The sequence below is a fragment of the Azospirillum sp. A23 genome (assembly GCF_042938965.1).
In the GTDB taxonomy this organism is placed as follows: domain Bacteria; phylum Pseudomonadota; class Alphaproteobacteria; order Azospirillales; family Azospirillaceae; genus Azospirillum; species Azospirillum melinis.
In genome coordinates this window covers 527,651-550,077 of record NZ_CP170663.1, presented here as the reverse complement: position 1 = coordinate 550,077, position 22,427 = coordinate 527,651, and the positions used below count along the sequence as shown (strand labels likewise).

Genomic DNA, 22,427 nt, shown 5'->3' with positions numbered 1-22,427 from the left:
GGTTTCCCAGTTTGGGAGAAGGTGGGAACCCCCCTCTCCCCGGGGAGGGGAGAGGAGATCCGCTTCAGGGGAAAGGGAAGAGTGGGATCAAACCGCCCAGCAGCCGCAGCCGAGCGCACCCCAGAAGGACTGCACGTCGGCGGCCGGCACGTCGGCGGCGTAGGCGGCGGCGTGGTCGTGGCCGTGGACGCCGCAGCCGGTGGCGCAGCCGCAGGCCGAGGCAAGCGCCTGACGCTGGTCGCCCGTTCCCCTGTCGGCCGATTTGTAATATCCGCCGAAGGTGCGCACCGGCGACCAGTCCGGCATCGGCTTGGGCAGTTGCGGCGCCAGCGGGCCATAATCGCCCTCGCCATGCACCACCGCACCGCCGAGCATGGTCAGGACGGAGGTCAGATGGACGATGCGGTCCTCCGGCACCGAGAAGAAGTCGTCGGACAGCACGGCGAGGTCGGCGAGCTGACCGGCCTTGATCTGACCCTTCTTGCCCTGCTCGTTGGAGAACCAGGTGTTGGCCTCCGTCCACAGCCGCAGCGCCGTCTCGCGGTCCAGCAGATTGGCGCGCGGATAGAGGCTGAGACCGCCCACCGTCCGGCCGGTCACCAGCCAGGACAACGAGACCCAGGGGTTGTAGCTGGCGACGCGGGTGGCGTCGGTGCCGCCGCCGACCGGCAGGCCGGCCGCCATCATCTTTGCAATCGGCGGGGTCCGCTCCGCCGCCTTCGCGCCATAGCGCTCGACGAAATATTCGCCCTGATAGGCCATGCGGTGCTGGACGGCGATGCCGCCGCCGAGTGCGGCGATGCGGTCGATGTTGCGTTCGCTGATCGTCTCGGCGTGGTCGAAGAACCAGTGCAGCCCGTCGAAGGGGATGTCGCGGTTGACCTTTTCGAAGACGTCGAGCGCGCGGCTGATGGTCTGGTCATAGGTGGCGTGCAGGCGCCAGGGCCAGCGGTTCTCGGCCAGCAGGCGGATCACCGGCTCCAGATCGCCTTCCATGGTGGGCGGCATGTCTGGGCGGGCGACGCGGAAATCCTCGAAGTCGGCGGCGGAATAGACCAGCATCTCACCGGCGCCGTTGTGGCGGTAGCTGTCGTCGCCGTCGCCGGGCTTCACCTTCGACGCCCAGCCGGCGAAATCGGCCAGCTCCTCCTTCGGCTTCTGGGTGAACAGGTTGTAGCTGATGCGCAGGGTCAGCTCGCCGTCGGCATGCAGCTTCTCGACGATGGCGTAATCGTCGGGATAGTTCTGATAGCCGCCGCCGGCGTCGATCACCCCGGTCACGCCCAGCCGGTTCATCTCGCGCATGAAATGGCGGGTGGAGTTCAGCTGATACTCGGGCGGCAGCTTCGGCCCCTTGGCCAGCGTCGAATAGAGGATCGTCGCGTTGGGCTGGGCCAGCAGCAGGCCGGTCGGGTTGCCGGCGGCGTCGTGCACGATCTCGCCGCCGGGCGGGTTCGGCGTGTCCTTGGTGTAGCCGACGGCACGCAAGGCCGCGGCGTTCAGCAGGGCGCGGTCGTAGAGGTGCAGGATGAAGACCGGCGTGTCGGGGGCGGCGGCGTTCAACTCCTCTATGGTCGGCAGGCGCTTTTCGGCGAACTGGTGCTCGGTGAAGCCGCCGACGACGCGGACCCATTGCGGTGCCGGGGTGATGGCCGCCTGCTGCTTCAGCATCGCCATGGCGTCGGCGAGGCTCGGCACGCCGTCCCAGCGCAGCTCCATGTTGTAGTTCAGGCCGCCGCGGATGATGTGCATGTGGCTGTCGATCAGCCCGGGAATCACCCGCCGGCCCTTGGCGTCGATCACCGTCGCCTGGGGAGCCGCGGCGCGCACCTCCGCCTCCGTGCCGACGGCGAGGAAGCGGCCGTCGCGGATGGCGATGGCGCTGGCCTGCGGGTTGGCGCGGTCGAGCGTGGTGACCTTGGCGTTGACGAGGATCAGATCGCCTGAAGCGGCAGTGTTCGGCATGGCGGCATTCCCGGGTCTGGACGCGAGGGTGGACAGCAGCGGTGATGCTAGCAGGGATGCGGCGGCAGTTCCCGCCATCGCTTTCCGGCGGTCGATGGGGGGAGGCGTCATGCCTTCCCTCCCTTGTCAGCCGGATCGGACTCCACCTGCGGTGCGGCGACGCCGGCATGCGGACCCAGCACATGGCGCGCGCAGTCGGTCTGGATAAAGGCGACGACCGGCTCGCCGGCGATCAACCGCTTGACGACGGGCACCACCTGTTCGCCGACCAGCATGCCGAGCAGTCCGATCAGCGCGATGGTCGGCGGGGCCGGCGAACGGACGCCGATCAGCGCATAGATGACGCCGACCAGGATGCCGGCGCCGGCCGAAAGGAGATAGGGCATCATGGGTCCGGACTCCCGGTCTGAAGCTGTTCCGTCAAATGGGGGCCGGTGCCCGGCCGGAACCGGGCACCGGAAAAATGTCGGATCAGGCGTGCTCGTGCTTGATGCCGCCGACCACCTTGTGCGGGAATTCGCCGCGCTGCGGGGCCTTGTGGACCATGGTGTAGGCGTAATCGACGCCCATGCCGTAGGCGCCGAAATGCTCACGGACGATGTTCATCACGCCGTCGTAGCTCTCGCGCTTGGCCCAGTCGCGCTGGATTTCCAGCAGGACGTTGACCGCGGTGATGGAATGGGCGCCGGCCTGCTCCATGCGGCGGACCGCGGCGTCATGGGCCTCCTTGGAGGTGCCGCCCGAGCAATCGGTGACGATGTAGACCTCGAAGCCTTCCTCGATGGCGCACAGGGTCGGGTAGAGCAGGCAGGCCTCGGTCCACAGCGCGGCGATGACCAGCTTCTTCTTGCCGGTCGCCTTGACGGCGGCCACCAGCTCTTCGGAGTCCCAGCTGTTCATCGAGGTGCGCTCGATGGGGTCCTGCTTCAGGACGTCCATCAGTTCCGGCCAGATGTAGCCGGAGAAGCTCTCGGTCTCCACGGCGGTCACGATGGTCGAGGCGCCGAACAGCTTGGCGGTCTTGGCCAGAGCGATGGTGTTGTTCTTCAGCTGCTGGCGGTCGATGTTGACCACGCCGAAGGACATCTGCGGCTGGTGATCGATGAAGATGAAGACGGTGTCGTCGGCGTTGATGAGCGACTTGGCGTTGAAGGTCATGATCGTTTCCTGTTCCGTATGGATTTTCAAGGGGTTGTCTGCCGGCTTCGTCGCCGCCGCCGTCTGAAGGGACAATGGCACGGGGCGGGATCGCGGGACAATCTGGTGGATCGGAACATAATTGTTGCCGATGAACGAACAGTGTCCCGCAGCCCGGTCAGGCGCGGATGAAGGCCAGCAGTTCCTCGTTCACGAGGTCCTTCTGCGTGGTGCACATGCCGTGCGAACCGCCGGGAACGACCTTGAGGGTGCCCTTCGGCAGCATCGCCGCGGCGGCCTTGCCGGTGGTGGCGAGCGGGACGACCTGATCGTCGTCGCCGTGCAGGACCAGCGTCGGGACGATCATCTTCTTCAGATCGTCGCGCTGGTCGGTTTCGGAGAAGGCCTTGATGCACTCATATTCGGCCTGAAGACCGCCCATCATGCCCTGGAGCCAGAAGCTGTCGATGACGCCCTGCGAGACCTTGGCACCCGGCCGGTTGTAGCCGTAGAAGGGGATGGTCAGGTCCTTGAAGAACTGCGACCGGTCGGCCTTCACGCTGGCGCGGATGCCGTCGAAGACCTCCAGCGGCACGCCGTCCGGATTCCAGTCGGTCTTGACCATGATCGGCGTGATGGCGCCGATCAGCACCGCCTTGGCGACACGCGACACGCCATGGCGGCCGATGTAGCGGGCGACCTCGCCGCCGCCGGTGGAGTGGCCGACATGGACGGCGTTCTTCAGGTCCAGCGCCTCGGTCACCGCGGCCAGATCGTCGGCGTAATGGTCGAGATCGTTGCCGAAGCCCGGCTGCGACGACCGGCCATGGCCGCGGCGGTCATGGGCGATGGTGCGGTAGCCGTGCTGGGCCAGGAACATCATCTGGTCTTCGAAGGCGTCGCCGGTCAGCGGCCAGCCATGGCTGAAGACCACCGGCTGGCCGGTCTGCGGACCCCACTGCTTGACGTAGATCTGGACGCCGTCCCTGGTGGTGACGTGGCTGCCCTGGAGCATGGGTTTCGTTCCTTTGGTCTGGTCTGGGCGGGTGGCCGTCTTTTCGGCGGCGACGGCGGTGCCGGCGACCGCGGTCAGCAGGCCGCTGCCCGCGACGGCAAGGGCGGCGCTGCCGGAAAGGACCGTCCGGCGGGACGGATGGAAATCCTGGGTGGTCATGCGAAGTCCGTTCGGGACCGGGCCGGCAGGACCGGCGCCGGCTGTCTTGGTGAACGGATGTTAGGGAAATGGCCGGGTGGGGGATTGCCTCTTCGGAACGGCTTTTGCCGGTTCTGCGCATCCCGCTGCCGGGAATGCAAAAAAGCCGGCCCTCCTGTACGGGGACCGGCTTTTCGTGGGGCGCGGCGGGGGAAAAGGCGGTTGCGCTGCCTATCCAGCCAGGGACACCCAGGCAGCATCGCGGCGGCTGGACTCAACGGCGCCATGGATGAAGCGCACGCCGCGCACCCCGTCCTCCACCGTCGGCAGCGGCACGTCGGCCGGTGCCGGGCGGCCGTCCAGCCGGGCGGTGATGCGGTCGGCGGCGTCGCGGTAGATCTGGGCGAAGCCTTCCAGATAACCCTCCGGATGGCCGGCCGGGGTGCGCGATATGCCGCTGGCCTCAGGCAGGCTTCCCGCACCGGCGCGGAGCAGGGTCCGGGTCGGCTCGCCCAGCGGGGTGAAGCGCAGCTCGTTGGGCTGTTCCTGCTGCCACTCCAGCCCGCCGGTCTCGCCGAAGATGCGCAGGCGCAGGCCGTTGGTGGTGCCGGGGGAGATCTGGCTGGCCCACAGCATGCCGCGGGCGCCGCCGTCGAAGCGCATCATGATGTGGGCATTGTCGTCCAGCCGCCGGCCGGGCACGAAGGCGGTCAAATCGGCGGCGAGATCGGTGCAGCGCAGCCCGGTCACGAACTCCGCAAGATGGAAGGCGTGGGTACCGATGTCGCCGATGCAGCCGGCGATGCCGCTCTGCGCCGGATCGGTGCGCCAGGAGGCCTGCTTATTGCCGCTGGCCTCGAGATCGGTCGCCAGCCAGTCCTGGGCATATTCGGCCTGCACCACCCGTATGCGGCCCAGCATGTCCGAGGCCACCATGGCACGCGCCTGCCGGATCATCGGATAGCCGCTGTAATTGTGGGTCAGGACGAAGACGAGGTCGCGGCTGTCCACCAATGCGGCCAGTTCCTCCGCCTCCTCCACCGTGTGGACCAGAGGCTTGTCGCAGATGACGTGGATGCCGGCCTCGAGGAAGGCCTTGGCCGCCGGGTAATGCAGATGGTTCGGCGTGACGATGGCGACCGCGTCTATGCCGTCGGGGCGGGCGGCCTCGGCCATAGCCATCTTGTGGAAGTCGTCGTAGCAGCGGTCGGGCGCCAGGAACAGCTCCGCGCCGCTGGCCCGCGCCCTTTCGGGGTCGGAGGACAGGGCGCCGGCGACCAGCTCGTAGCGGTCGTCGATGCGGGCGGCGATGCGGTGGACGGCACCGATGAAGGCGCCCTGGCCGCCGCCGACCATGCCGAGCCTCAAGCGTCTCGACGACGCGGGTGCTTGATCCGGGCTCATGATGCCCCTTTCCCCAGACCGAGAATCCGGCGGTTGGCCGCCTCGTCGGTGCCGGCATCGGCGAAATCGTCGAAGGCGCGGTCGGTGACGCGGATGATGTGGTCCTGGATGAAGCGGGCGCCTTCGGCGGCCCCCTGTTCCGGATGCTTGATGCAGCATTCCCATTCCAGCACCGCCCAGCCGTCGAAGCCGTACTGGGTCAGCTTGGAGAAGATGCCGCGGAAATCGACCTTCCCGTCGCCCAGCGAGCGGAAGCGCCCGGCGCGGTCCTTCCACGGCGCATAGCCGGAATAGACGCCCTGCCAGGGGGTCGGATTGAATTCCGCGTCCTTGACATGGAACATGCGGATGCGGTCGCGGAACACGTCGATGTAGCCGAGATAGTCCAACTGCTGGAGGACGAAGTGGCTGGGATCGAACAGGATGTTGCAGCGCTCATGCCCGCCCACCCGGTCGAGGAACATCTGGAAACTGGTGCCGTCGAACAGGTCCTCGCCGGGATGGATCTCGTAGCAGAGATCGCATCCTGCGTCGTCGAAGGCATCGAGGATCGGCCGCCAGCGCTTCGCCAGCTCGTCGAAGGCGGTCTCGATCAGGCCGGGCGGACGCTGCGGCCACGGATAGAGATAAGGCCAGGCCAGCGCGCCGGAGAAGGTGGCGTGGGCGGTCAGGCCGAGGTTCGCCGACGCCTTGGCGGCGAGGTGCAGCTGTTCCACCGCCCAGGCCTGCCGGGCGTCGGGACGGCCATGGACCTCCGCCGGGGCGAAGCCGTCGTAAAGCGCGTCGTAGGCGGGGTGGACGGCGACGAGCTGGCCTTGGAGGTGGGTTGACAGTTCGGTCAGTTCGACGCCGGCATCGGCCAGCGTGCCCTTGATCTCGTCGCAATAGGTGCTGCTGGTCGCGGCCTTGTGCAGGTCGAACAGGCGGCGGTCCCAGCTGGGGATCTGCACGCCCTTGAAGCCGAGGCCGGCAGCCCAACGGGCGATGCCGTCCAGCGAGTTGAAGGGGGCGGCGTCGCCCGCGAACTGGGCGAGGAAGATCGCCGGGCCTTTGATGGTCTTCATGGGTCAGGCTCCCCGGTTTTCGGGAGGTGTCGGCTGGCGGCTGTCCCCCCTGACCCTCCCCCGCTGGGAGGGGGAGGGTCAGGGGGCTGACGAACCAGGGATCAGTACGGCGAATCCGGGAAGTAGAACTCCTTGGCGTTCTCCTTGGTGATCAGCGCCGACGGGATGATGTAGGTCGCCGGCAGCTTGTCGCCCTTCAGACGCGCCTCGGCGGTCATCTTGATGGCGTCGTAGATGAACTTCGGCGAATAGGACACGTCGGCGCGGATCAGCGGGTTGGAGCCGTCGAGGATGGTCTTCACCATCGTCTTGGACCCGGCACCGCCGAACACCTCCTTGATGTCGGTGCGCTTGGCCTGCTCGATGGCCTTCAGCACGCCGAAGGCCATGTCGTCGTCGGCGGCCCAGACGACGTCGATGTCCTTGAAGCGGGTCAGGAAGTCCTGCGTCACCTTGAAGGCGTCGTCACGGTTCCAGTTGGCGTATTTGCCGTCGAGGATCTTGATGTCGGGATACTGCTTCAGCACGCCGGTGAAGGCTTCCCAGCGCTCGTTGTCGAGCGTGGTCGGGATCCCGCGCAGCGCCACGATGTTGGCCTTGCCGTTGTACTTCTTGGCGATGTATTCCGCCGGGATGCGACCGAAGGCGGTGTTGTCGCCGGCGATGTAGGCGTCCTGGGCGCTTGCGTCGGTCAGGCCGCGGTCGACGACGGTGACATAGACGTTCTTCTTCTTCGCCTGCATGACCGGCTGGGTCAGGGCGGCGGATTCGAAGGGGAAGATGACCAGCGAGTCGATCTTGGTCACCGTCACCAGATCCTGAAGCTGGTTCGCCTGTTCCGGCGCGCCGCTGGCGGTCTTGACGGTGATCTTCAGGTTGGGGTGGGCCTTTTCCAGCTCCGCCTTCGCCTGGTTGGCCCACCAGACGATGCCGCCGGTGAAGCCGTGGGTGGCGGCCGGGATGCTGACGCCCAGCTTCACCGTGTCCGCCGCGAAGGCGACGCCGCCGAGAGCGCCGCCGAGGGCGACCGTCGCGGCCATCGCCAAGCCCGTGCCGAGCACCATACGGCGGGTATAACGCGCAACTTCCGACATGACGTTTCTCCTCCTCTTGATTTTTTAAGGACGCCGGCGCTGCAGGAAGGCGACGGCGATGATGACGCAGCCCTGCACCGCCGCGTTCAGGTAGACGCTGATGATGCTGGTCAGGTTCAGGATGTTGCTGATGACCGACAGCAGAACCGCACCGATCACCGTGCCGGCGATCCGTCCCTCGCCCCCCTTGAAGGAGGTGCCGCCGACGATCACCGCGGCGATGGCCTCCAGCTCCCACAGCAGGCCGGTCGTGGGGGAGGCGGAACCCAGGCGCGGCACATACAGCACCGTGGCGATGCCGACGCAGACGCCGAGCAGCCCGTAGGTCAGCAGCTTCACCCGGTCGACATCCACCGCGGCAAAGCGGGCGACCTGCTCGTTGGAGCCGATGGCCTGGACATAGCGGCCGAAGGCGGTCCGGTTCAGCAGGACGGCACCGACGACCGACACCACCAGGAAGACCCAGACCGGCACCGGAATGCCCAGCAGGCTGCCGTAATAGACCGGGCCGTAGGCGTCCGACAGGTCGTTGTCCAGCGTGATGGCGCCGCCGTCGGCCAGCCAGGTCAGCACGGCGCGGAAGATGCCGAGCGTGCCCAGCGTGACGATGAAGGGCTCGATCCGCCCGCGCGTGACCAGATAGCCGTGCGCCAGCCCGAAGCCGCCGCCCAGCAGCAGGGCGAACAGCATGCCGAGCGCCACGACGACGACCGGCGAGCCGACCGACCCGGCCAGCGCATTCATCAGCAGGATCATGCCACCGGCGATCAGCGCCGCCATCGACCCCACCGACAGGTCGATGCCGCCGGAGATGATGACGAAGCACATGCCGATGGAGATGATCCCGATGAAGGCCGTGCGGGTCAGCACGTTCATCATGTTGTCCCAGGTGGCGAAATCCGGGTTCAGCGCCGTGCCGACGATCAGCAGCAGCACCAGCCCGACGACCGGGCCGAAGCGGTGCGGATCGAAGCGGCGGGCCGGCTTGCCTGTGGACACGGTGCCGGCCTCAGTGACGGGCGTGGGCGCCGATGTCGGTGCCGGCGTTGGTCCCGATGGCATGGGCAATCAACTCCTCTTCGCTGAGCCGGTCGGCGGGCACGGTCGCGGTCACCCGCCGCCCGCGCATCACGATCACCCGGTGGCAGAGCCCGATCAGTTCGATCAGTTCCGATGAAATGACGATCACGCCGCGCCCTTCGGCGGCCAGCCGCGCGATCAGGAAATAGATGTCCCGCTTGGCGCCGACATCGACGCCGCGGGTCGGCTCGTCCAGCACGAAGACGCGCGGATCCGGTTCCAGGAACTTGGCGATGGCCAGCTTCTGCTGGTTGCCGCCGGACAGTGAGGATGCCGTGCCCTGCGGGTTGCCGCGGATGCCGAAATTCGCGACGGCATGCTCCAGCGCCCGATCCTCCGACGCAGGCGACAGCAGAGGCTGGGCATGGTGGCGCAGCGTCATCAGGGTCAGGTTGTCGCGCAGCCCCATGTTGACGTGCAGGCCCTTGCCCTTGCGGTCCTCGCTGAGATAGGTCAAGCCGTTCCGCATCGCCTCGCGCGGGTTGCGCAGGCGGACCGGGCGGCCTTCGATCTCGACCGTACCGCCGCTGCGCGGGCGAAGGCCCAGGATGCCTTCGAACAGTTCGGTGCGGCCGGCGCCGACCAGACCGGCGAAACCCAGGATTTCGCCGGGATGGAGGTCGAAACTCACATCCTCCGCCCAGCCGGGAACGGTCAGTCCGCGCACCGCCATCAGCGGCTTGCCGAGGGCTGGCATGCGCTTGTCGGGGAACATGTCGGTCAGCTCGCGCCCGACCATCAGCGTTGCCATGCGCTGGCGCGGTGTCTCGGCGGTGGGGGCGCGGGCGACGAAACGGCCGTCGCGCATCACGATCACCTCGTCGGTGATGCGCTCCACCTCGTCCAGCTTGTGCGAGATGTAGACGATGGTGACGCCGTCCCGCCGCAGCCGGTCGATCAGCCCGAACAGCCGGTCGCATTCCGACGGCGTCAGGCTGGCCGTCGGCTCGTCCATGATCAGCAGGCGGGCGTTGCGCAGCTGCGCCTTGGCGATCTCCACCAGTTGCTTCTCGGCGACGATCAGGTCGCGGACCTTGGTGTCGGGATCGCGGTCGAAGCCAACCTGGCGTAGGGCCTGGGCCGCCCGGTCGCGCATCGCGCGGTCGTCGAGCAGCCAGCCGCGCTTGATCTCGTGGCCGAGGAACATGTTCTGCGCGACGGTCAGGTCGTCGGCGAGGCTGAGCTCCTGGTGGATCAGCACGATGCCGCGCTGTTCGGCGTCGCGGGAGTTCCGGAAGGTCACCGCTTCGCCGTCGATGCTGAGCGTGCCGGAGGTCGGCGCGTGATAGCCGGCGAGGATCTTCATCAGCGTCGATTTGCCGGCGCCATTCTCGCCCAGCAGCCCATGCACCCGACCCGGATGCAGGTCGAAACTGACGCCGTGCAGAACCCGTACGGGTCCGAATTCCTTGGTGATGCCGTCGAAGGCGACATGCAGGCTCATGGCTCCGCACCCCCTGACGGCCTTTCCACCAACCGCAAGACTGCGGCCGGGCGGATACCGTCCATGACGTTTCTCCCACTGCGAGGCGTGTCGTCCCTTCGTCGGCTCGAAAGCCGGGAGACGCCGCTTCGTTCGTTGGGCTGATGGTAAGCCTGCCGCTTTGGACAGACAATGGCCGACTTCGAACATAATTTGGCAAAAGTGGGTAAGGTGTGATAGGGAGGGAGACACGCATCGTTCGGAAAGGCACTCGTCGATGGTTGACTGGCAGCGTCTGTCGGACGGCGAGCGCGCCCTGCTGGAGCGGCTGTTCTGGGCGGGCGGCCTGTCGCGGGGCGAACTGGCGGCGTCGGTCGATTTCTCCAAGAGCAAGGCCAACCTCGCGATCTCCAGCCTGATCGGGCGCGAGTTGATCGAAGAAGGCGGGGTGCAGCCCTCGTCGGGCGGGCGGCGGCCGGAGGTGCTGCGGCTGAGCCACCGGATGGGGGTGCTGGCGGGAATAGACATCGGCGCCACCAGCATCGACGTGGCGCTGCTCGCCCCAGACATGACGGTGCTGGACCATAGGTCGGAAGCGGCGGATGTGCGCGACGGGCCAGCGGCGGTGTTCGGGCGGGTGCGGGACCTGCTGCGCGAGGCGCGGGAGCGGATGGGGATCGGGCCGGCGCGGGTGCTGGGAATCGGCGTCGGCGTGCCGGGACCGGTCGCCTTCGACAGCGGCATGCTGGTCAACCCGCCGCTGCTGCCGGGGTGGGAGACCTTCTCGATCCGCGAATTCCTGGCGGAGGAATATGCCGCCCCGGTCTTCGTCGACAACGACGTGAACATCATGGCGCTGGGCACGCACTGGCGCCTGCGCGGCCAGCTTCAGAACTTCCTGGTGATCAAGATCGGCACCGGCATCGGCTGCGGCATCATCTGCCACGGCCTTGTCTATCGCGGGCGGGACGGGTCGGCGGGCGACGTCGGCCATATCTGCGTCGATCCGCAGGGGCCGGTCTGCCATTGCGGCAATGCCGGCTGCGTCGAGGCGATGGCGGCCGGGCCGGCCATCGCGCGCATGGCGGAGGAGGCGGCGCGGGGCGGCGAAAGCCCGCGGCTGATGGAGTTGCTGGAGCGCAACGGCGCGCTGACGACGGTCGATCTCGGCAACGCCAGCCGGGCGGGGGATGCGGCGGCCACCGCCATCGTTCAGCAGGCCGGCGGCCATATCGGGCGGATGCTGGCCGCCGTGGTGAACTTCTTCAACCCGTCGCACATCTTCATCGGCGGCGGCGTGGCGCGGATCGGGCCGCTGCTGCTGGCCTCGATCCGGCAGAGCGTCTATCGGCGCTCGCTCGCCCTCTCTACCCGGCATCTCGACATCCAGTATGTGCCGGAGGTCGAGAGCGCCGGGGTGATCGGCGCCGCGGTGATGGCGGTGCAGGAAACCATGCTGGCCGGACCGACGACGGGAACCGGCGTCACGCCGCCCGCACGGCGGTGATGAAGGAGGTGACCTCGCCGCGCAGGGTTTCGGCTTCGCGGGCAAGGCTGCTGGCGGCGTCCAGCACCTCGGTGGCGGCGGAGCCGGTCTCCAGCACCGCGTGGTTGACGCCGACGATGGTGGAGGACACCTCCGTGGTGCCGCGTGCGGCCTCCGTCACGTTGCCGGCGATGTCGCGGGTGGCGGCGCCCTGTTCCTCGATGGCGGCGGCGATGGTGGTGGTGATCTCGCTGATGCGGCCGATGGTCTGGCCGATGCCGTGGATGGCGTCCTGGGCGCCGCCGGTGGCCTGCTGAATCTCCTTCACCTTGGCCTGGATCTCGTCGGTGGCGCGGGCGGTCTGGCTGGCCAGCGCCTTGACCTCGCCGGCGACGACGGCGAAGCCCTTGCCGGCCTCCCCGGCGCGGGCCGCCTCGATGGTGGCGTTGAGCGCCAGCAGGTTGGTTTGCGCTGCGATGCTGTTGATCATCTCCACCACATGGCCGATCTGGTCGGCCGCCTCCACCAGCGTGCGCATGGTGCTGTTGGTCCGTTCGGCCTGGGTCACCGCCTCGCCCGAGATTCGGGTGGAGGCGGCGATCTGCCGGCCGATCTCCAGGATGGAGGCCGACAGCTCCTCGGTCGCCGACGCCACGGTCTGGACATTGACGGACGCCTGTTCGGAGGCCGCGGCGACGGCGGTCGCCTGGGCGCTGGCCTGCGAGGCGGTGGTCGACATCGCGCCGGCGGTGCCCTGCATCTCGGTCGCGGCCGACGCCACCGTCTCGACGATGTGCATCGCCTTGGCGTCGAAATCGCGCATCAGCGCTTCCAGCCGGGCGGCCCGCGCCTCCTTGGCGGCCTGTTCGCGGGCCTGCTCCGCCGCCAGACGGTCGGCTGTCAACATGCTGTCGCGGAAGACGGTGACGGTCGCCGCCATGCCGCCGATCTCGTCGGCGCGGCCCAGGCCGGGGATGGCGACGGCCATGTCGCGGTCGGCCAGACGCCGCATCGCCTCGGTCATCGAGCGGATCGGATCGCTGACCCGGCGCTTGGCGACGATCATGCCGATGACGGTCAGAAGCACGGCGGCCACCACCAGCAGGCCAGCGATGACGGCATCCTGCGTCGCACGCGCGGCCTGCGCATCGGAACGGACGACCATGCGGTCCACCGCCGCCAGGGCGGCATCGACGATGTAGCCCTGGCTGGCGGTATCCTGCTGGCGCAGGGTGCCGATCTCGACCGGAGACTTGCGGCCTTCGGCCAGGGCGGCGAGCACCGCCTTGCGCTGTTCGACCAGCGGGCCTTCGAAATTCACCTTGGCCTTTTCGACCGCCTCGCGGATCTGGTCCGGCGTATCGGGGCGGGAGGCCGCTTCCCTGACCAGGGCCCAGGCCTGACCGGTGCGGCCGATGGCCTCTGCCACCGCATGCGCATCGGCCGGCGTCCAGGCTTGGCCCGTAGCGACCGCGGTCTGGATGCGCAGCGCCATGCCGCCGGCATTCAACCGGGTGTTCCAGGCGGCACGCTTGATGCCGAGCAGATGGTCGATCATCGGATCGGCCAGTTTCAGCGATCCGTCCAGCAGATCGGTCGCGGCGGTCAGCGCGTCGAGATAGGCGACCGGCGCCGTCGCCCAGGCCTCCGCCACCGCCGGATCGCGGGCGGCCTTGCGCTGGCGCAGCGTGCCATCGGCTTGTCGGCGCAGGGCGGCCAGCGTGTCGTGGGTGGCGCGCAGCGTCGAGGCCGCGGCCGGCAGGCCGGGCAGGTCGAGCGCGTCCAGCTTGGCGGCGATGGCGGCATAGCCGCTTTCCGCCACCGCACGGTTGGCGGCGATGTCGCGCAGTTCGGCGTCGCCGGCCGGCTCCTCCGCCCCCAGCGCCGGGCCGACCAGTCCGCGCTCCAGCCGGATCGCCAGCAGCGTGCGCAGCAGGTCGCGGCTGGTCTCGCTGAGCGTGGCGACACGCTGGGCGTTGCGGGTGCGGTCGACGACGTCGATCAACGTGACACTGCTGGTGGCGATCAGCAACAGCCCCAGCGCGGCGACGACAAGTCCAAGGGTGGCGCGGATCGACAGCCGCGAAAGGAGCGAGATCATGGTCTGGTCCTGTCTGTGCGAAGAGTTGGAGCCGTTGCGGACGGCGCGACACCGTTCCCCCTGCCAGGGCGGGCCGGTTGAACGGGCGTGTTTTGGAAACCGGTTAGGGCCTAAACCGAAGACGATAATGGAAACCGACTTTGCGGTTTCGGTTCAGCCCCGATTGACAATGGCGCCGGTCTTCCGCGACGGCTTTCCTCCGACGTTGATATATTAATATGCTAATGCGGATAAGTTCAGGAATGCAGGCAAAATCCAAGTGTGGATCAAAATGCCGCAGCGCCTTGCGAGTGTGGTCGAAGGCGTCTTCCAGGCTTTTAAAATAAATACTTAAGTCCAGGGCGTGGCGTTATTTGCACGCATCGGTCGCTGTGCTTGATCAGAAATGCCCGCCGCGACCCCCATCCGGCCCACCACCGAAACCTCCGCCAAATCCTCCTCTCGGGCCGCCGTGGGGCGAACCGCCATCGCCCGGCATGGAACCCCGTCCCCGGCCGGGACCGCCAAATCTTCCCCCGAACCCGCCGCTGGTCGGGGCGGCGGTGGACTCCGGCGAGGCGCCCATGGAAGAGGGCGGACTGGCCGCACGGGCGGCGCCGGAGGCGGAACTGCCGTCCGGGCCGGAGTTGGGGCCGGCAGCGGGACGCTGGCCGGCGGCCGGCCCGCCATAGGGGCCACCATAAGGGCCGGGTGGCGCCCCCCATCCCGGATGGGTGCGCACGCCGTCGAGCGGCCCTTCCGGCCCCTCCATGCCCGGTGCGTCCGGCCCCTGCTGGCCGTCGGAACGCATGCCTGCCCGTGCCAGCCCGGCGGCACGGGCGGCGGGATCGGCGCCGTCGAGCGAGCGGCCACCCAGGCGTTGGGCGCCGAAGGACCGGCTGCGGTCGATTCCGCCGCCGGACGTCACCACGCTGTCGATCACCACACGCGCGGCTGCGGCTTCGCCGTCGGGCCGGCCGATGCGCGGGCCGCCCGGACTCGTCGTCTGTCCGGAAGCATCGACATAGGTTTCGATCGACAGGGCGCTGACCGTGCTGCCGAAGGGATTGAAGGGATCGGCTTCCACCGCGAACGCCGCGGCTGGATCGGGCTTGCCGGCGACGCGCACAATGCTGCCCACCGCCGGGAGGGCGCCGGTCAGGCTCCGGCCGCGGGACAACGTCAGCCCGGCAACGGTCAGCGTCTTCGGTGTCACGGAGTCCAGCCGTCCGCGCAGGACCCAGCCGCGCGCCGGCTCCCAGGAATCGACGCGGCTGGCGTCGATCACGCCATCCGGCCGGCGCAGGCCTGAGATCGCGACCCAGCGTCCGGGGGTGAGCGCCGTGGTGCCCTCCGCCTCGGCGAGGTCGATGCGCTGTCCCAACACCACGGCGCTGGGGGCGCTGCCGGCCGTCGTCCGTTCCACCGGACCGGCGACGGCGAAGCGCACCTCCAGCGTCTGCGCCGTCAGGCCGGTCGGCCCGCCCGGGGTGACGGTCATGGCGACCGTCTGGCCGATCCGCACGTCGCCGGGCTGGGCCGGCCGGCCTTCGATCCGCACCTGGGTCGTCTGCGGCAGATCGACCCGCAGGCCGTTGACCCAGACGCTGCCGAAGGCGGTGACGGTTCCGACGATGCCGGTCCCTCCAATGCCGCGGTCGGCGACGGAAACGCCGGTGCCGCCGATGCCCCGGTCTGCTATGCCGCCGTCCCGGTTCGGGGTGGGGCCGCAGCCAGCGGCCAGCATCAGCGTCAGCAGCAGCGTGCGAGCCAGAGGGGTGAACTTGCGGGTCACGATGCCGCCGCTCCCTCGCCGGACCCGGCATCCTGCCGCGCAGGATCGACCGCCTCCTCCTCGTCATAGAGGTAGAGGCCGGCGGTGAAGCGGTGGCCGGCGTCGTCACGGCCGGCGTCGCCATCGGCGAGATCGGCCGCCAAGCGGTTCAACTCGACCAGCATCGCCATTCCCAGCCGGTCGGCCTCCCGCCGCAGGACGGCGACCGAGTCGGGGCTGAGCCGGTCATAGGCGAGCGCCCGCTCCAGGAACGGCGGCGCGCCGCCCGCCAGATTGTGACCGGACGCCGCCAGATGGTCGGCAAGATTGCGGCCGTAATAGTAGGCGAGCTTGTCGAGATCGCCGCGCGGCACATGCGCCGCCTCGGCAAGGTCGAGCAGTCCGTCCGGCCGTTCCGTCACCAGTCCGGCATGCAGAAGCTCGTCCAGCAGGGCGCGTGGGCGGATGTCCTTGCTGATGCCGGTCACCAGCGTTTCGAAGCCGGCTTCGCCGTCGGAAACGCGGGGCAGGGGGCGGGGGCGGCCGTCGGCGTCGAGGAAGGCGGCTTCGGTCAGCCAGCGGCTCAGCACCTGCGCGCCCAGCGACGGGGCGGCGGCGGCGGCGGCCTCCGCGACCGGCGGCGCGCTGCGGATCTGGCTGACGTCCTTGCGGTGGACGCCGGTCAGCAGGGTGATGCGGCTGTCGGTCATCGGTTTTCCGGGCAGCGCGAAGCCGCGCTCCGCCACCTCGACATACACCGACTTCAGAAGGTTCGCCAGCATCGGCCAGGAAATGCCGAAGCCGATCAACGTCCGCACCAGCGGGACCAGCAGCCGGCGCACCGCCGTCAGCAGCGCCGGCGGCGGTGCCGCCCCGGTGCTGCCGGCCACTGTCGGGCGGTCTGGTTCGGGGCTGCGGATCGGCACGCGCCTGACACTCCGGCGGTTGGGGTCTAGGTCCTGTATCGACGTGAGGACCGACGTGACAATAGCGCGGCGGAAGGGAAAGGGAATCACCTTTTCGCTTGATGTGGGAAATTTTCCCACGCATCATGCCGAGCATGCGACGGTCGCTGTGGCTGCGCAGTGTCATGAGGACCGTCGAGGTCCGCCAAGGTTTAAGGAGCGGCCGTCCGGCCGTAGCCCGCATGAGCCTGTCATCGTTCGATCATCAGCCCGCCCGCCAGCCCGCCGACCGGGACTGTCCATCCCCCGCCATGGCGCGCGGGGCGCAGAGCCTGCCGCCGGTCCTTCCCTTCCGAACGCGAGCGTCCGACATGGCGTCGTCCATCGCCCGTCACGCGGTTACCAACCGGTCCGCTTTGATCCGCAGCTGCCTGTTCGGGGTGGCGGCCAACCTGCTGGTGGCCGGCAGCGCGCTGTATGCCCGGCCGTTGCAGGACGCCCTGTGGGTGGGGGGCGACGATGGCAGCCTTCTTCTGCTGGTGGCCGTGGTGCTGAGCCTGTTCGCCCTGCATGCGATGCTGGAGTTCGCGCAATCGCGGGAACTGGCGCGGCTGGTGCCGTCGGGTGCCGCCACCGGATGGTTGCAGCGCCTGTGGGTGCTGGAGGCGGCATGGGCGCCGGTCCATCTGGCGGTTCTGGCGCTGGTGAGCCCGCTGATGGGTGCCATGGCGCTGGCCGGAGTCGCGGCGTTGGCGGCGATGATGGCGGTTGGGGCGACGGGGCCGGCGCATGCCGCGGGCGGGCAGTCGCAGCTCGCCCGGCTGGCCGGTGCCGACAGCTTCGGCTGCACCGACGGCTTCCTCGCCGGGCTGGGCTTCTGCGAAACGGTCTATCGGGTGCTTATCGTCGGGTTGGGAGCAGCGCTGTTGATGCGCGGCGACCTGACGCCGGGGCTGTTCGTCGCCGCATCGCTGATCGGCATCGCCGCGATGCGCGCCGCCGCCCGGAGCGCCGTCCGCTGGCATGGCGGCCGGCAGGCGGCGGCGGTGCTGCTGATGGCCGGGCGGGTGTGACGGTTCTTCGATCACGCATCAGAAAGCCGGCACGCCCAGCGATGGGCTGCCGGCTTTTTCCGTTTCAGGATCTCAAAGCGCCGGCCAGCTCTCCGCGACCAGCCGGCGGACCTCGTCGGCGCTGTCGGTGCCGAGAGCGGCTTCGGCGACGCGGCGGCAATCCTCCATGCGCAGGGTGCGGATGAACGCCTTCAGGTCGGCGATCACCGCCGGGGTGGCCGACAATTCGGTGACGCCCAGCCCGATCAGCAGCGGCGCCGCCATCGGGTCGGAGGCGGAGCCGCCGCACACCGCGACCACCCGGTCGTGGGTCTTCGCCCCCATCACCGCAAGGCGGATCAGCCGCAGCACGCCCGGATGCAGCGCGTCGAGTTGGGCCGCCACATGCGGGTTGCCGCGGTCCATGGCCAGCACATACTGGGTCAGGTCGTTGGTGCCGATGGACAGGAAGTCGGCCACCGCGCCGATGCGGTCGGCGATCAGGGCGGCGGCCGGCACCTCGATCATCGCCCCCAGCTCGATGGGTTCGGCCCGGCCGAGCTTTGCCCGCTCCTCGTCCACCATCGCCCGCACCGCCTGGAGTTCGGACGGCGAGGCGATCATCGGCACCATGATGCGGCAGACGCCAACCGGCTTCACCCGCAGGATGGCGCGGATCTGCGCCCGCAGAAGCTCCGGCTCGCGCAAGCCGACGCGGACGCCGCGCAGGCCGAGCACCGGGTTCTCCTCCTTCGGCAGGGGCAGGTAGGACAGCGGCTTGTCGCCGCCGACATCCAGCGTGCGGATCACCAGCGGCCGGCCTTCCAGCGCGTCGGCGATCTGCTGATACTGCTGGTACTGCTCATCCTCTGTCGGGGCGGACTGGCGTTCCAGGAACAGGAACTCGGTGCGCAGCAGGCCGCAGCCCTCTGCTCCCTCCACCACCGCACCAGGGGCGTCGCTGACCCGGCCCAGGTTGGCGAACACCTCGATCCGCGTGCCGTCGGCCATCTGGCAGTCCTCGCGGGAGGTGAGGCGGTTCTCCTCGCGGCGTGCTGTGCGGGCGGCGACGGCGGTCCGGGTCGCCGCCAGCGTGTCCTCCGGCGGGAAGACCAGCAACTCGCCGCGGTTGCCGTCGATCACCACGGGGGCGCCGTCCGGCACCCGCTCCACCTGCCGGCCCAGCGCCACGACGGTGGGCACGCCCAGCGCCGCTGCCAGGATGACGGCGTGGGAGGTCGGGCCGCCATGCGCCATGCCGATGCCGGCCAGCCGTCCGGCCGGAACCCCGGCGAGGTCGGAGGGCAGGATCTCGTCGGCCAGGACGATGCTGCCGGCCGGCAGTTCGGCCAGCCCGACGTCGGGCCCTTTGCCGGACAGGGCGGTCAGCACCTGCTGTTCAAGGTCGCGCAGGTCGGCGGCGCGTTCGGCCATGCGGGGATCGGCGAGGGCGGCCAGGGCGTCGGCCTGGAGGCGCGCCGTGCGCTGCCAGGACCATTCGGCGCTCTTGCCGGCCCGGATGTCGGCGAGCGCGCCGTCCAGAAGTTCCGGATCGTCCAGAAGCTCCCGGTGGGCCTGGAAGATGGCGGCATGTTCGGGCATCCGCTGCGCGGATTGGGCCAGACCGGCGACGACCCGCTCCAGCGCCCGGCGCAGGCGCGGCTCCTCGATATCCGGGCCGGCGCCCTGTTCGACCACGCGCACGGTGCTGCGGAACCGGCGGACGACGGCGCCGACTGCCTGTCCCGGCACGGCGATGGTGCCCTTCAGCAGCACCTCCTCGCCGGGGGCGAAGGGCGGGCCGACATCTTCCTCGGCGGCCGGCTGGGCCGGGGCGGGGGCGGCTGGGGGTGTAGCCGGCGCGGCCTGCGAACCGGCACTGGCAGCGACGGTGGCGACGAGCGGATCGCCCAGCCCGCCTTCGATCAGCACGGCGATGCTCTCCGCCATGTCCTGGGCGCCGGGGCCGGCGGCGCGCACCGTCAGCCGGTCGCCGAGCATTGTGCCGAGCCCCATCAGGGCGACCACGCTCTTGGCGTTGGCGCGGCGGTCGCGGCAGTGGATGGTGACGGTGCCAGGATAGGCCTTGGTCGCGGCGACCAGGGCCGCGGCCGGGCGGGCATGCAGCCCGCTGGCGATGGGCAGCGTGACGCTCCGCTCGCCGGTTTCTCCGTCGCCGTCTTCTCCCGAGTCGGGAGCGGCGGCGGGAAGTCCGGCATCGGCGCCGCTGCCGCCACGGACGGTCATCGCCGCGTCGCCGGCGGCGATCTCGCGATCCACCGACAGGCCGTCGACGGTATAGCCGTCATTCACCACGACCATCATGCTGACCAGGCTCTGCGCCCGGCTTCCCACCAGATCCATGTCGAAGCTGATCAGGCGGTCGCCGGTCTTCACCGATTGCCCGTCCTGAACATGGGCGGTGAATCCCTCGCCGTTCAGGCCGACGGTGTCGACCCCCAGATGCAGCAGAATTTCTGCCCCGCTGGCGGTGCGGACAGTGCAGGCATGGCGCGCCCGGTGCACCGACAGCACGGTGCCGTCGCAGGGGCTGCGCAACTCGTTCACCGTGGGGTCGATGGCCATGCCGGTTCCGACCAGCCCCTGGGCGAAAGCGGGATCGGGCACCTCGGACAGCGGCATGGCCCATCCGGCCAGCGGAGCTGCAAGCGTGATCGCGGTCATGTGGTTCGGACCTCTTTTCTTATCGCCAGACCGCAGCGGGCGTCCCCTGGCGGGCGTCTCCCGTATTGGACGCCGTCTGTGCGCAGACGCCGCATAGCCCAAGCGCAGTTCTCGTCATATGTTATCGAAAGATCCCGTCCGGGAAAGGCGGAAGCCTGCGGCCAATCCGCGCCCCGCATGGCGCATCGGGGATAAGCCGCAAGCTTGCCCGGCACGCTATGTCGCCTATGTCGTGAAACCCGGGCATGGGTCAGGTTGTATTCCCACCCAGGGCCGACCCATCCAGGACCCAGGATGTCGCCGCCGCCGGACAATTTGCGGGAGAGCCGCCATGGCAATGAACCCCTTTGCGTTTCTACAGAAAATCGGCAAGTCGCTGATGTTGCCGGTGGCGGTTCTTCCCGTCGCCGGTCTGCTGCTGGGTATCGGTGCGGCGAACTTCGAATGGATGCCGCCGCTGCTGTCGATGCTGATGAAGAATTCCGGCGACGTGATCTTCGGCAACCTGCCGCTGATCTTCGCCATCGGCGTGGCGCTGGGCTACACCGAGAATGACGGCGTGTCGGCCATCGCCGCCACCATCGGCTATATCGTGATGCTCGCCACGCTGGGCGTGATGACCGGGGTCTGGGGCATGGAGCCGAAGACCATCATGGGCATCAAGTCGATGGAAACCGGCGTGTTCGGCGGCATCCTGGCCGGCGGGCTGGCGGCGGCGATGTTCAACCGCTTCTACAAGATCGCGCTTCCGGCCTATCTCGGCTTCTTCGCCGGCAAGCGCTTCGTGCCGATCATCACGGCACTGGCCGCCATCGTGCTCGGCATCGTGCTGTCGGTGGTCTGGCCGCCGGTGCAGGAGGGCATCAACAGCTTCTCGCGCTGGGCGGCGGTGAACGATCCGCGTCTGGCCGCGACCATCTACGGCTTCGTCGAACGTCTGCTGATCCCCTTCGGCCTGCATCATATCTGGAACGTGCCCTTCTTCTTCGAGATCGGGTCCTTCCAGAACGCTGCCGGACAGGTGGTCCATGGCGACATCGCCCGCTATTTCGCCGGCGATCCCACGGCCGGCATCCTGTCCGGCGCCTTCCTGTTCAAGATGTTCGGCCTGCCGGCCGCGGCCATTGCCATGTGGCACACCGCTAAGCCGGAGAACCGGGTGCGCGTCGGCGGCATCATGGTGTCCGCGGCACTGACCTCCTTCCTGACCGGCATCACCGAACCGATCGAGTTCAGCTTCCTGTTCCTGGCGCCGGTGCTGTACCTGATCCATGCGATGCTGGCGGCGACCTCGCAGTTCATCATGAACTCGCTGGGCGCCCATATGGGCTTCACCTTCTCGCAGGGCGGCATCGACTTCGTGCTGTTCAACGCGCTGAGCCCGCTGTCGCAGAAATGGTGGCTGGTGCTGATCCTGGGGCCGGTCTATGCGGCGATCTACTATGTCGTGTTCCGCTACACCATCCTGGCGCTGAACCTGAAGACCCCCGGCCGCGAGGACGCGACGGAGGAAAGCGTCAGCACGGCCACCGGCAGCGAGCGGGCGCGCGACCTCGTCCTGGCTTTCGGCGGGCGTGGCAACATCAGCAATCTGGACGCCTGCATCACCCGCCTGCGCGTGGTGGTGAAGGACCCGGCCCGCGTCGATGACGGCAAACTGCGCGGCATGGGCGCGTCCGGCGTCCTGCGGGTGCGCGACAGCGTGCAGGCGGTGTTCGGCACCCTGTCGGAGAATCTGAAGACGGAGATGCAGGAATATCTGCACAGCGCCGGCGCGGAAGCCGACGGTCCCGCCGCCGTGGCGGCACCGGTCGCAGCGAAACCGGTATCCGCTCCGGCCGCGGCGGCGGTCCCGACCGACCGTGCCGCCCGCATCGCCGAGGCGCTGGGCGGCGCCGGCAACATCAAGGAACTGGCCGCCTTCGCCACCACCCGTCTGCGGGTCGAGTTGAGCGACGCCGGCAAGGCGAATGCCGAGGCGTTGAAGCGGGCCGGCGTGCGCGCGGTGATGGGGCTGGGCGCCAACGGCCTGGACCTGATCGTCGGCAACGACGCCGACGCGCTGGCGGGCGCGATGACCGGCATGCTGCCGGGCGGACGGCGCGCCGCCGAATAGCGGGCATCC

At 68.9% G+C, this 22,427-nt stretch carries 16 protein-coding genes; 3 read left to right on the top strand and 13 right to left on the bottom strand.

The genetic code is table 11. The features are described from left to right. Nucleotides 1-87 precede the first annotated feature (87 nt). The 9 genes from ABNQ40_RS02255 to ABNQ40_RS02215 form a co-directional block, all read right to left on the bottom strand. On the bottom strand, nt 88-1,965 hold the full coding sequence (locus ABNQ40_RS02255) for an amidohydrolase (protein ID WP_109048738.1): 1,878 nt from the start codon (nt 1,963-1,965) through the stop codon (nt 88-90). 107 nt (nt 1,966-2,072) lie between these two features. Next, nucleotides 2,073-2,354, bottom strand: a complete 282-nt coding sequence (locus ABNQ40_RS02250) for a XapX domain-containing protein (RefSeq protein ID WP_098736352.1) — start codon at nt 2,352-2,354, stop codon at nt 2,073-2,075. Between the two features lie 82 nt (nt 2,355-2,436). Beyond that, nucleotides 2,437-3,123: a hydrolase gene (locus ABNQ40_RS02245; RefSeq protein WP_109048739.1), complete on the bottom strand. Its 687-nt coding sequence runs from the start codon at nt 3,121-3,123 to the stop codon at nt 2,437-2,439. Between the two features lie 157 nt (nt 3,124-3,280). After that, nucleotides 3,281-4,276, bottom strand: a complete 996-nt coding sequence (locus ABNQ40_RS02240) for an alpha/beta fold hydrolase (protein ID WP_199235265.1) — start codon at nt 4,274-4,276, stop codon at nt 3,281-3,283. A 210-nt stretch (nt 4,277-4,486) separates the two neighbouring features. Continuing rightward, a complete protein-coding gene (locus ABNQ40_RS02235) occupies nt 4,487-5,659 on the bottom strand; it encodes a Gfo/Idh/MocA family protein (protein ID WP_109048740.1) in 1,173 nt (390 codons plus the stop codon). Next, a complete protein-coding gene (locus ABNQ40_RS02230; protein ID WP_109048741.1) occupies nt 5,656-6,723 on the bottom strand; it encodes a sugar phosphate isomerase/epimerase in 1,068 nt (355 codons plus the stop codon). The genes ABNQ40_RS02235 and ABNQ40_RS02230 overlap by 4 nt, the downstream gene beginning before the upstream one ends. A gap of 101 nt (nt 6,724-6,824) precedes the next feature. Continuing rightward, the gene (locus tag ABNQ40_RS02225) at nt 6,825-7,763 is read right to left on the bottom strand and encodes a substrate-binding domain-containing protein (RefSeq protein WP_391345713.1); all 939 of its coding nucleotides are present in this window, start codon (nt 7,761-7,763) and stop codon (nt 6,825-6,827) included. Between the two features lie 78 nt (nt 7,764-7,841). After that, the gene (locus tag ABNQ40_RS02220) at nt 7,842-8,879 is read right to left on the bottom strand and encodes an ABC transporter permease (protein WP_109048743.1); all 1,038 of its coding nucleotides are present in this window, start codon (nt 8,877-8,879) and stop codon (nt 7,842-7,844) included. After that, nucleotides 8,827-10,341: a sugar ABC transporter ATP-binding protein gene (locus tag ABNQ40_RS02215; RefSeq protein WP_109048744.1), complete on the bottom strand. Its 1,515-nt coding sequence runs from the start codon at nt 10,339-10,341 to the stop codon at nt 8,827-8,829. Before ABNQ40_RS02215 ends, ABNQ40_RS02220 begins: the two co-directional genes overlap by 53 nt. 256 nt (nt 10,342-10,597) lie before the next feature. Here ABNQ40_RS02215 and ABNQ40_RS02210 point away from each other — a divergent pair, with 256 nt between their 5' ends. Then, entirely contained in the window at nt 10,598-11,827 is a 1,230-nt protein-coding gene (locus ABNQ40_RS02210) for an ROK family protein (protein WP_109048745.1), read from the top strand. On the opposite strand, the gene ABNQ40_RS02205 is transcribed toward ABNQ40_RS02210, so the two are convergent. The 3 genes from ABNQ40_RS02205 to ABNQ40_RS02195 all read right to left on the bottom strand — a co-directional run bounded on the left by ABNQ40_RS02205 (nt 11,805) and on the right by ABNQ40_RS02195 (nt 16,586). Continuing rightward, nucleotides 11,805-13,907 carry a methyl-accepting chemotaxis protein gene (locus ABNQ40_RS02205; RefSeq protein WP_109048746.1) on the bottom strand — a complete coding sequence of 701 codons (2,103 nt, stop codon included), beginning with the start codon at nt 13,905-13,907 and terminating at the stop codon, nt 11,805-11,807. The two genes, ABNQ40_RS02210 and ABNQ40_RS02205, sit on opposite strands and share 23 nt — an antisense overlap. A gap of 379 nt (nt 13,908-14,286) precedes the next feature. Next, nucleotides 14,287-15,681 (bottom strand): DUF5666 domain-containing protein, encoded by a 1,395-nt coding sequence (locus ABNQ40_RS02200; protein WP_282187169.1) that lies wholly within the window; start codon nt 15,679-15,681, stop codon nt 14,287-14,289. Beyond that, nucleotides 15,678-16,586, bottom strand: coding sequence for a DUF6502 family protein (locus ABNQ40_RS02195; protein ID WP_199235267.1), 909 nt, complete (start codon nt 16,584-16,586; stop codon nt 15,678-15,680). The genes ABNQ40_RS02200 and ABNQ40_RS02195 overlap by 4 nt, the downstream gene beginning before the upstream one ends. Before the next feature lie 221 nt (nt 16,587-16,807). Here ABNQ40_RS02195 and ABNQ40_RS02190 point away from each other — a divergent pair, with 221 nt between their 5' ends. Further along, complete coding sequence (locus ABNQ40_RS02190) at nt 16,808-17,638, top strand: hypothetical protein (protein ID WP_247879662.1); 831 nt, start codon at nt 16,808-16,810, stop codon at nt 17,636-17,638. Between the two features lie 72 nt (nt 17,639-17,710). On the opposite strand, the gene ptsP is transcribed toward ABNQ40_RS02190, so the two are convergent. Next, nucleotides 17,711-20,302, bottom strand: a complete 2,592-nt coding sequence (ptsP, locus tag ABNQ40_RS02185) for a phosphoenolpyruvate--protein phosphotransferase (protein WP_109048749.1) — start codon at nt 20,300-20,302, stop codon at nt 17,711-17,713. Nucleotides 20,303-20,633: 331 nt separating this feature from the next. Between ptsP and ptsG the strand changes: the two genes are divergently transcribed. After that, nucleotides 20,634-22,418, top strand: a complete 1,785-nt coding sequence (gene ptsG / locus ABNQ40_RS02180; RefSeq protein ID WP_109048750.1) for a PTS glucose transporter subunit IIBC — start codon at nt 20,634-20,636, stop codon at nt 22,416-22,418. Nucleotides 22,419-22,427 lie beyond the last annotated feature (9 nt).

Excerpts from the sequence above, each read along its gene's own strand:
- ABNQ40_RS02205 (WP_109048746.1), bottom strand. The coding sequence starts at position 13,907 with ATGATCTCGCTCCTTTCGCGGCTGTCGATCCGCGCCACCCTTGGACTT.
- ABNQ40_RS02190 (WP_247879662.1), top strand. The coding sequence starts at position 16,808 with ATGAGCCTGTCATCGTTCGATCATCAGCCCGCCCGCCAGCCCGCCGAC.
- ABNQ40_RS02250 (WP_098736352.1), bottom strand. The coding sequence starts at position 2,354 with ATGATGCCCTATCTCCTTTCGGCCGGCGCCGGCATCCTGGTCGGCGTC.
- ptsG (WP_109048750.1), top strand. The coding sequence starts at position 20,634 with ATGGCAATGAACCCCTTTGCGTTTCTACAGAAAATCGGCAAGTCGCTG.
- ABNQ40_RS02225 (WP_391345713.1), bottom strand. The coding sequence starts at position 7,763 with ATGGCCGCGACGGTCGCCCTCGGCGGCGCTCTCGGCGGCGTCGCCTTC.
- ABNQ40_RS02240 (WP_199235265.1), bottom strand. The coding sequence starts at position 4,276 with ATGACCACCCAGGATTTCCATCCGTCCCGCCGGACGGTCCTTTCCGGC.
- ABNQ40_RS02215 (WP_109048744.1), bottom strand. The coding sequence starts at position 10,341 with ATGAGCCTGCATGTCGCCTTCGACGGCATCACCAAGGAATTCGGACCC.
- ABNQ40_RS02220 (WP_109048743.1), bottom strand. The coding sequence starts at position 8,879 with ATGCCATCGGGACCAACGCCGGCACCGACATCGGCGCCCACGCCCGTC.
- ABNQ40_RS02255 (WP_109048738.1), bottom strand. The coding sequence starts at position 1,965 with ATGCCGAACACTGCCGCTTCAGGCGATCTGATCCTCGTCAACGCCAAG.
- ABNQ40_RS02210 (WP_109048745.1), top strand. The coding sequence starts at position 10,598 with ATGGTTGACTGGCAGCGTCTGTCGGACGGCGAGCGCGCCCTGCTGGAG.
- ABNQ40_RS02230 (WP_109048741.1), bottom strand. The coding sequence starts at position 6,723 with ATGAAGACCATCAAAGGCCCGGCGATCTTCCTCGCCCAGTTCGCGGGC.
- ABNQ40_RS02245 (WP_109048739.1), bottom strand. The coding sequence starts at position 3,123 with ATGACCTTCAACGCCAAGTCGCTCATCAACGCCGACGACACCGTCTTC.
- ptsP (WP_109048749.1), bottom strand. The coding sequence starts at position 20,302 with ATGACCGCGATCACGCTTGCAGCTCCGCTGGCCGGATGGGCCATGCCG.
- ABNQ40_RS02235 (WP_109048740.1), bottom strand. The coding sequence starts at position 5,659 with ATGAGCCCGGATCAAGCACCCGCGTCGTCGAGACGCTTGAGGCTCGGC.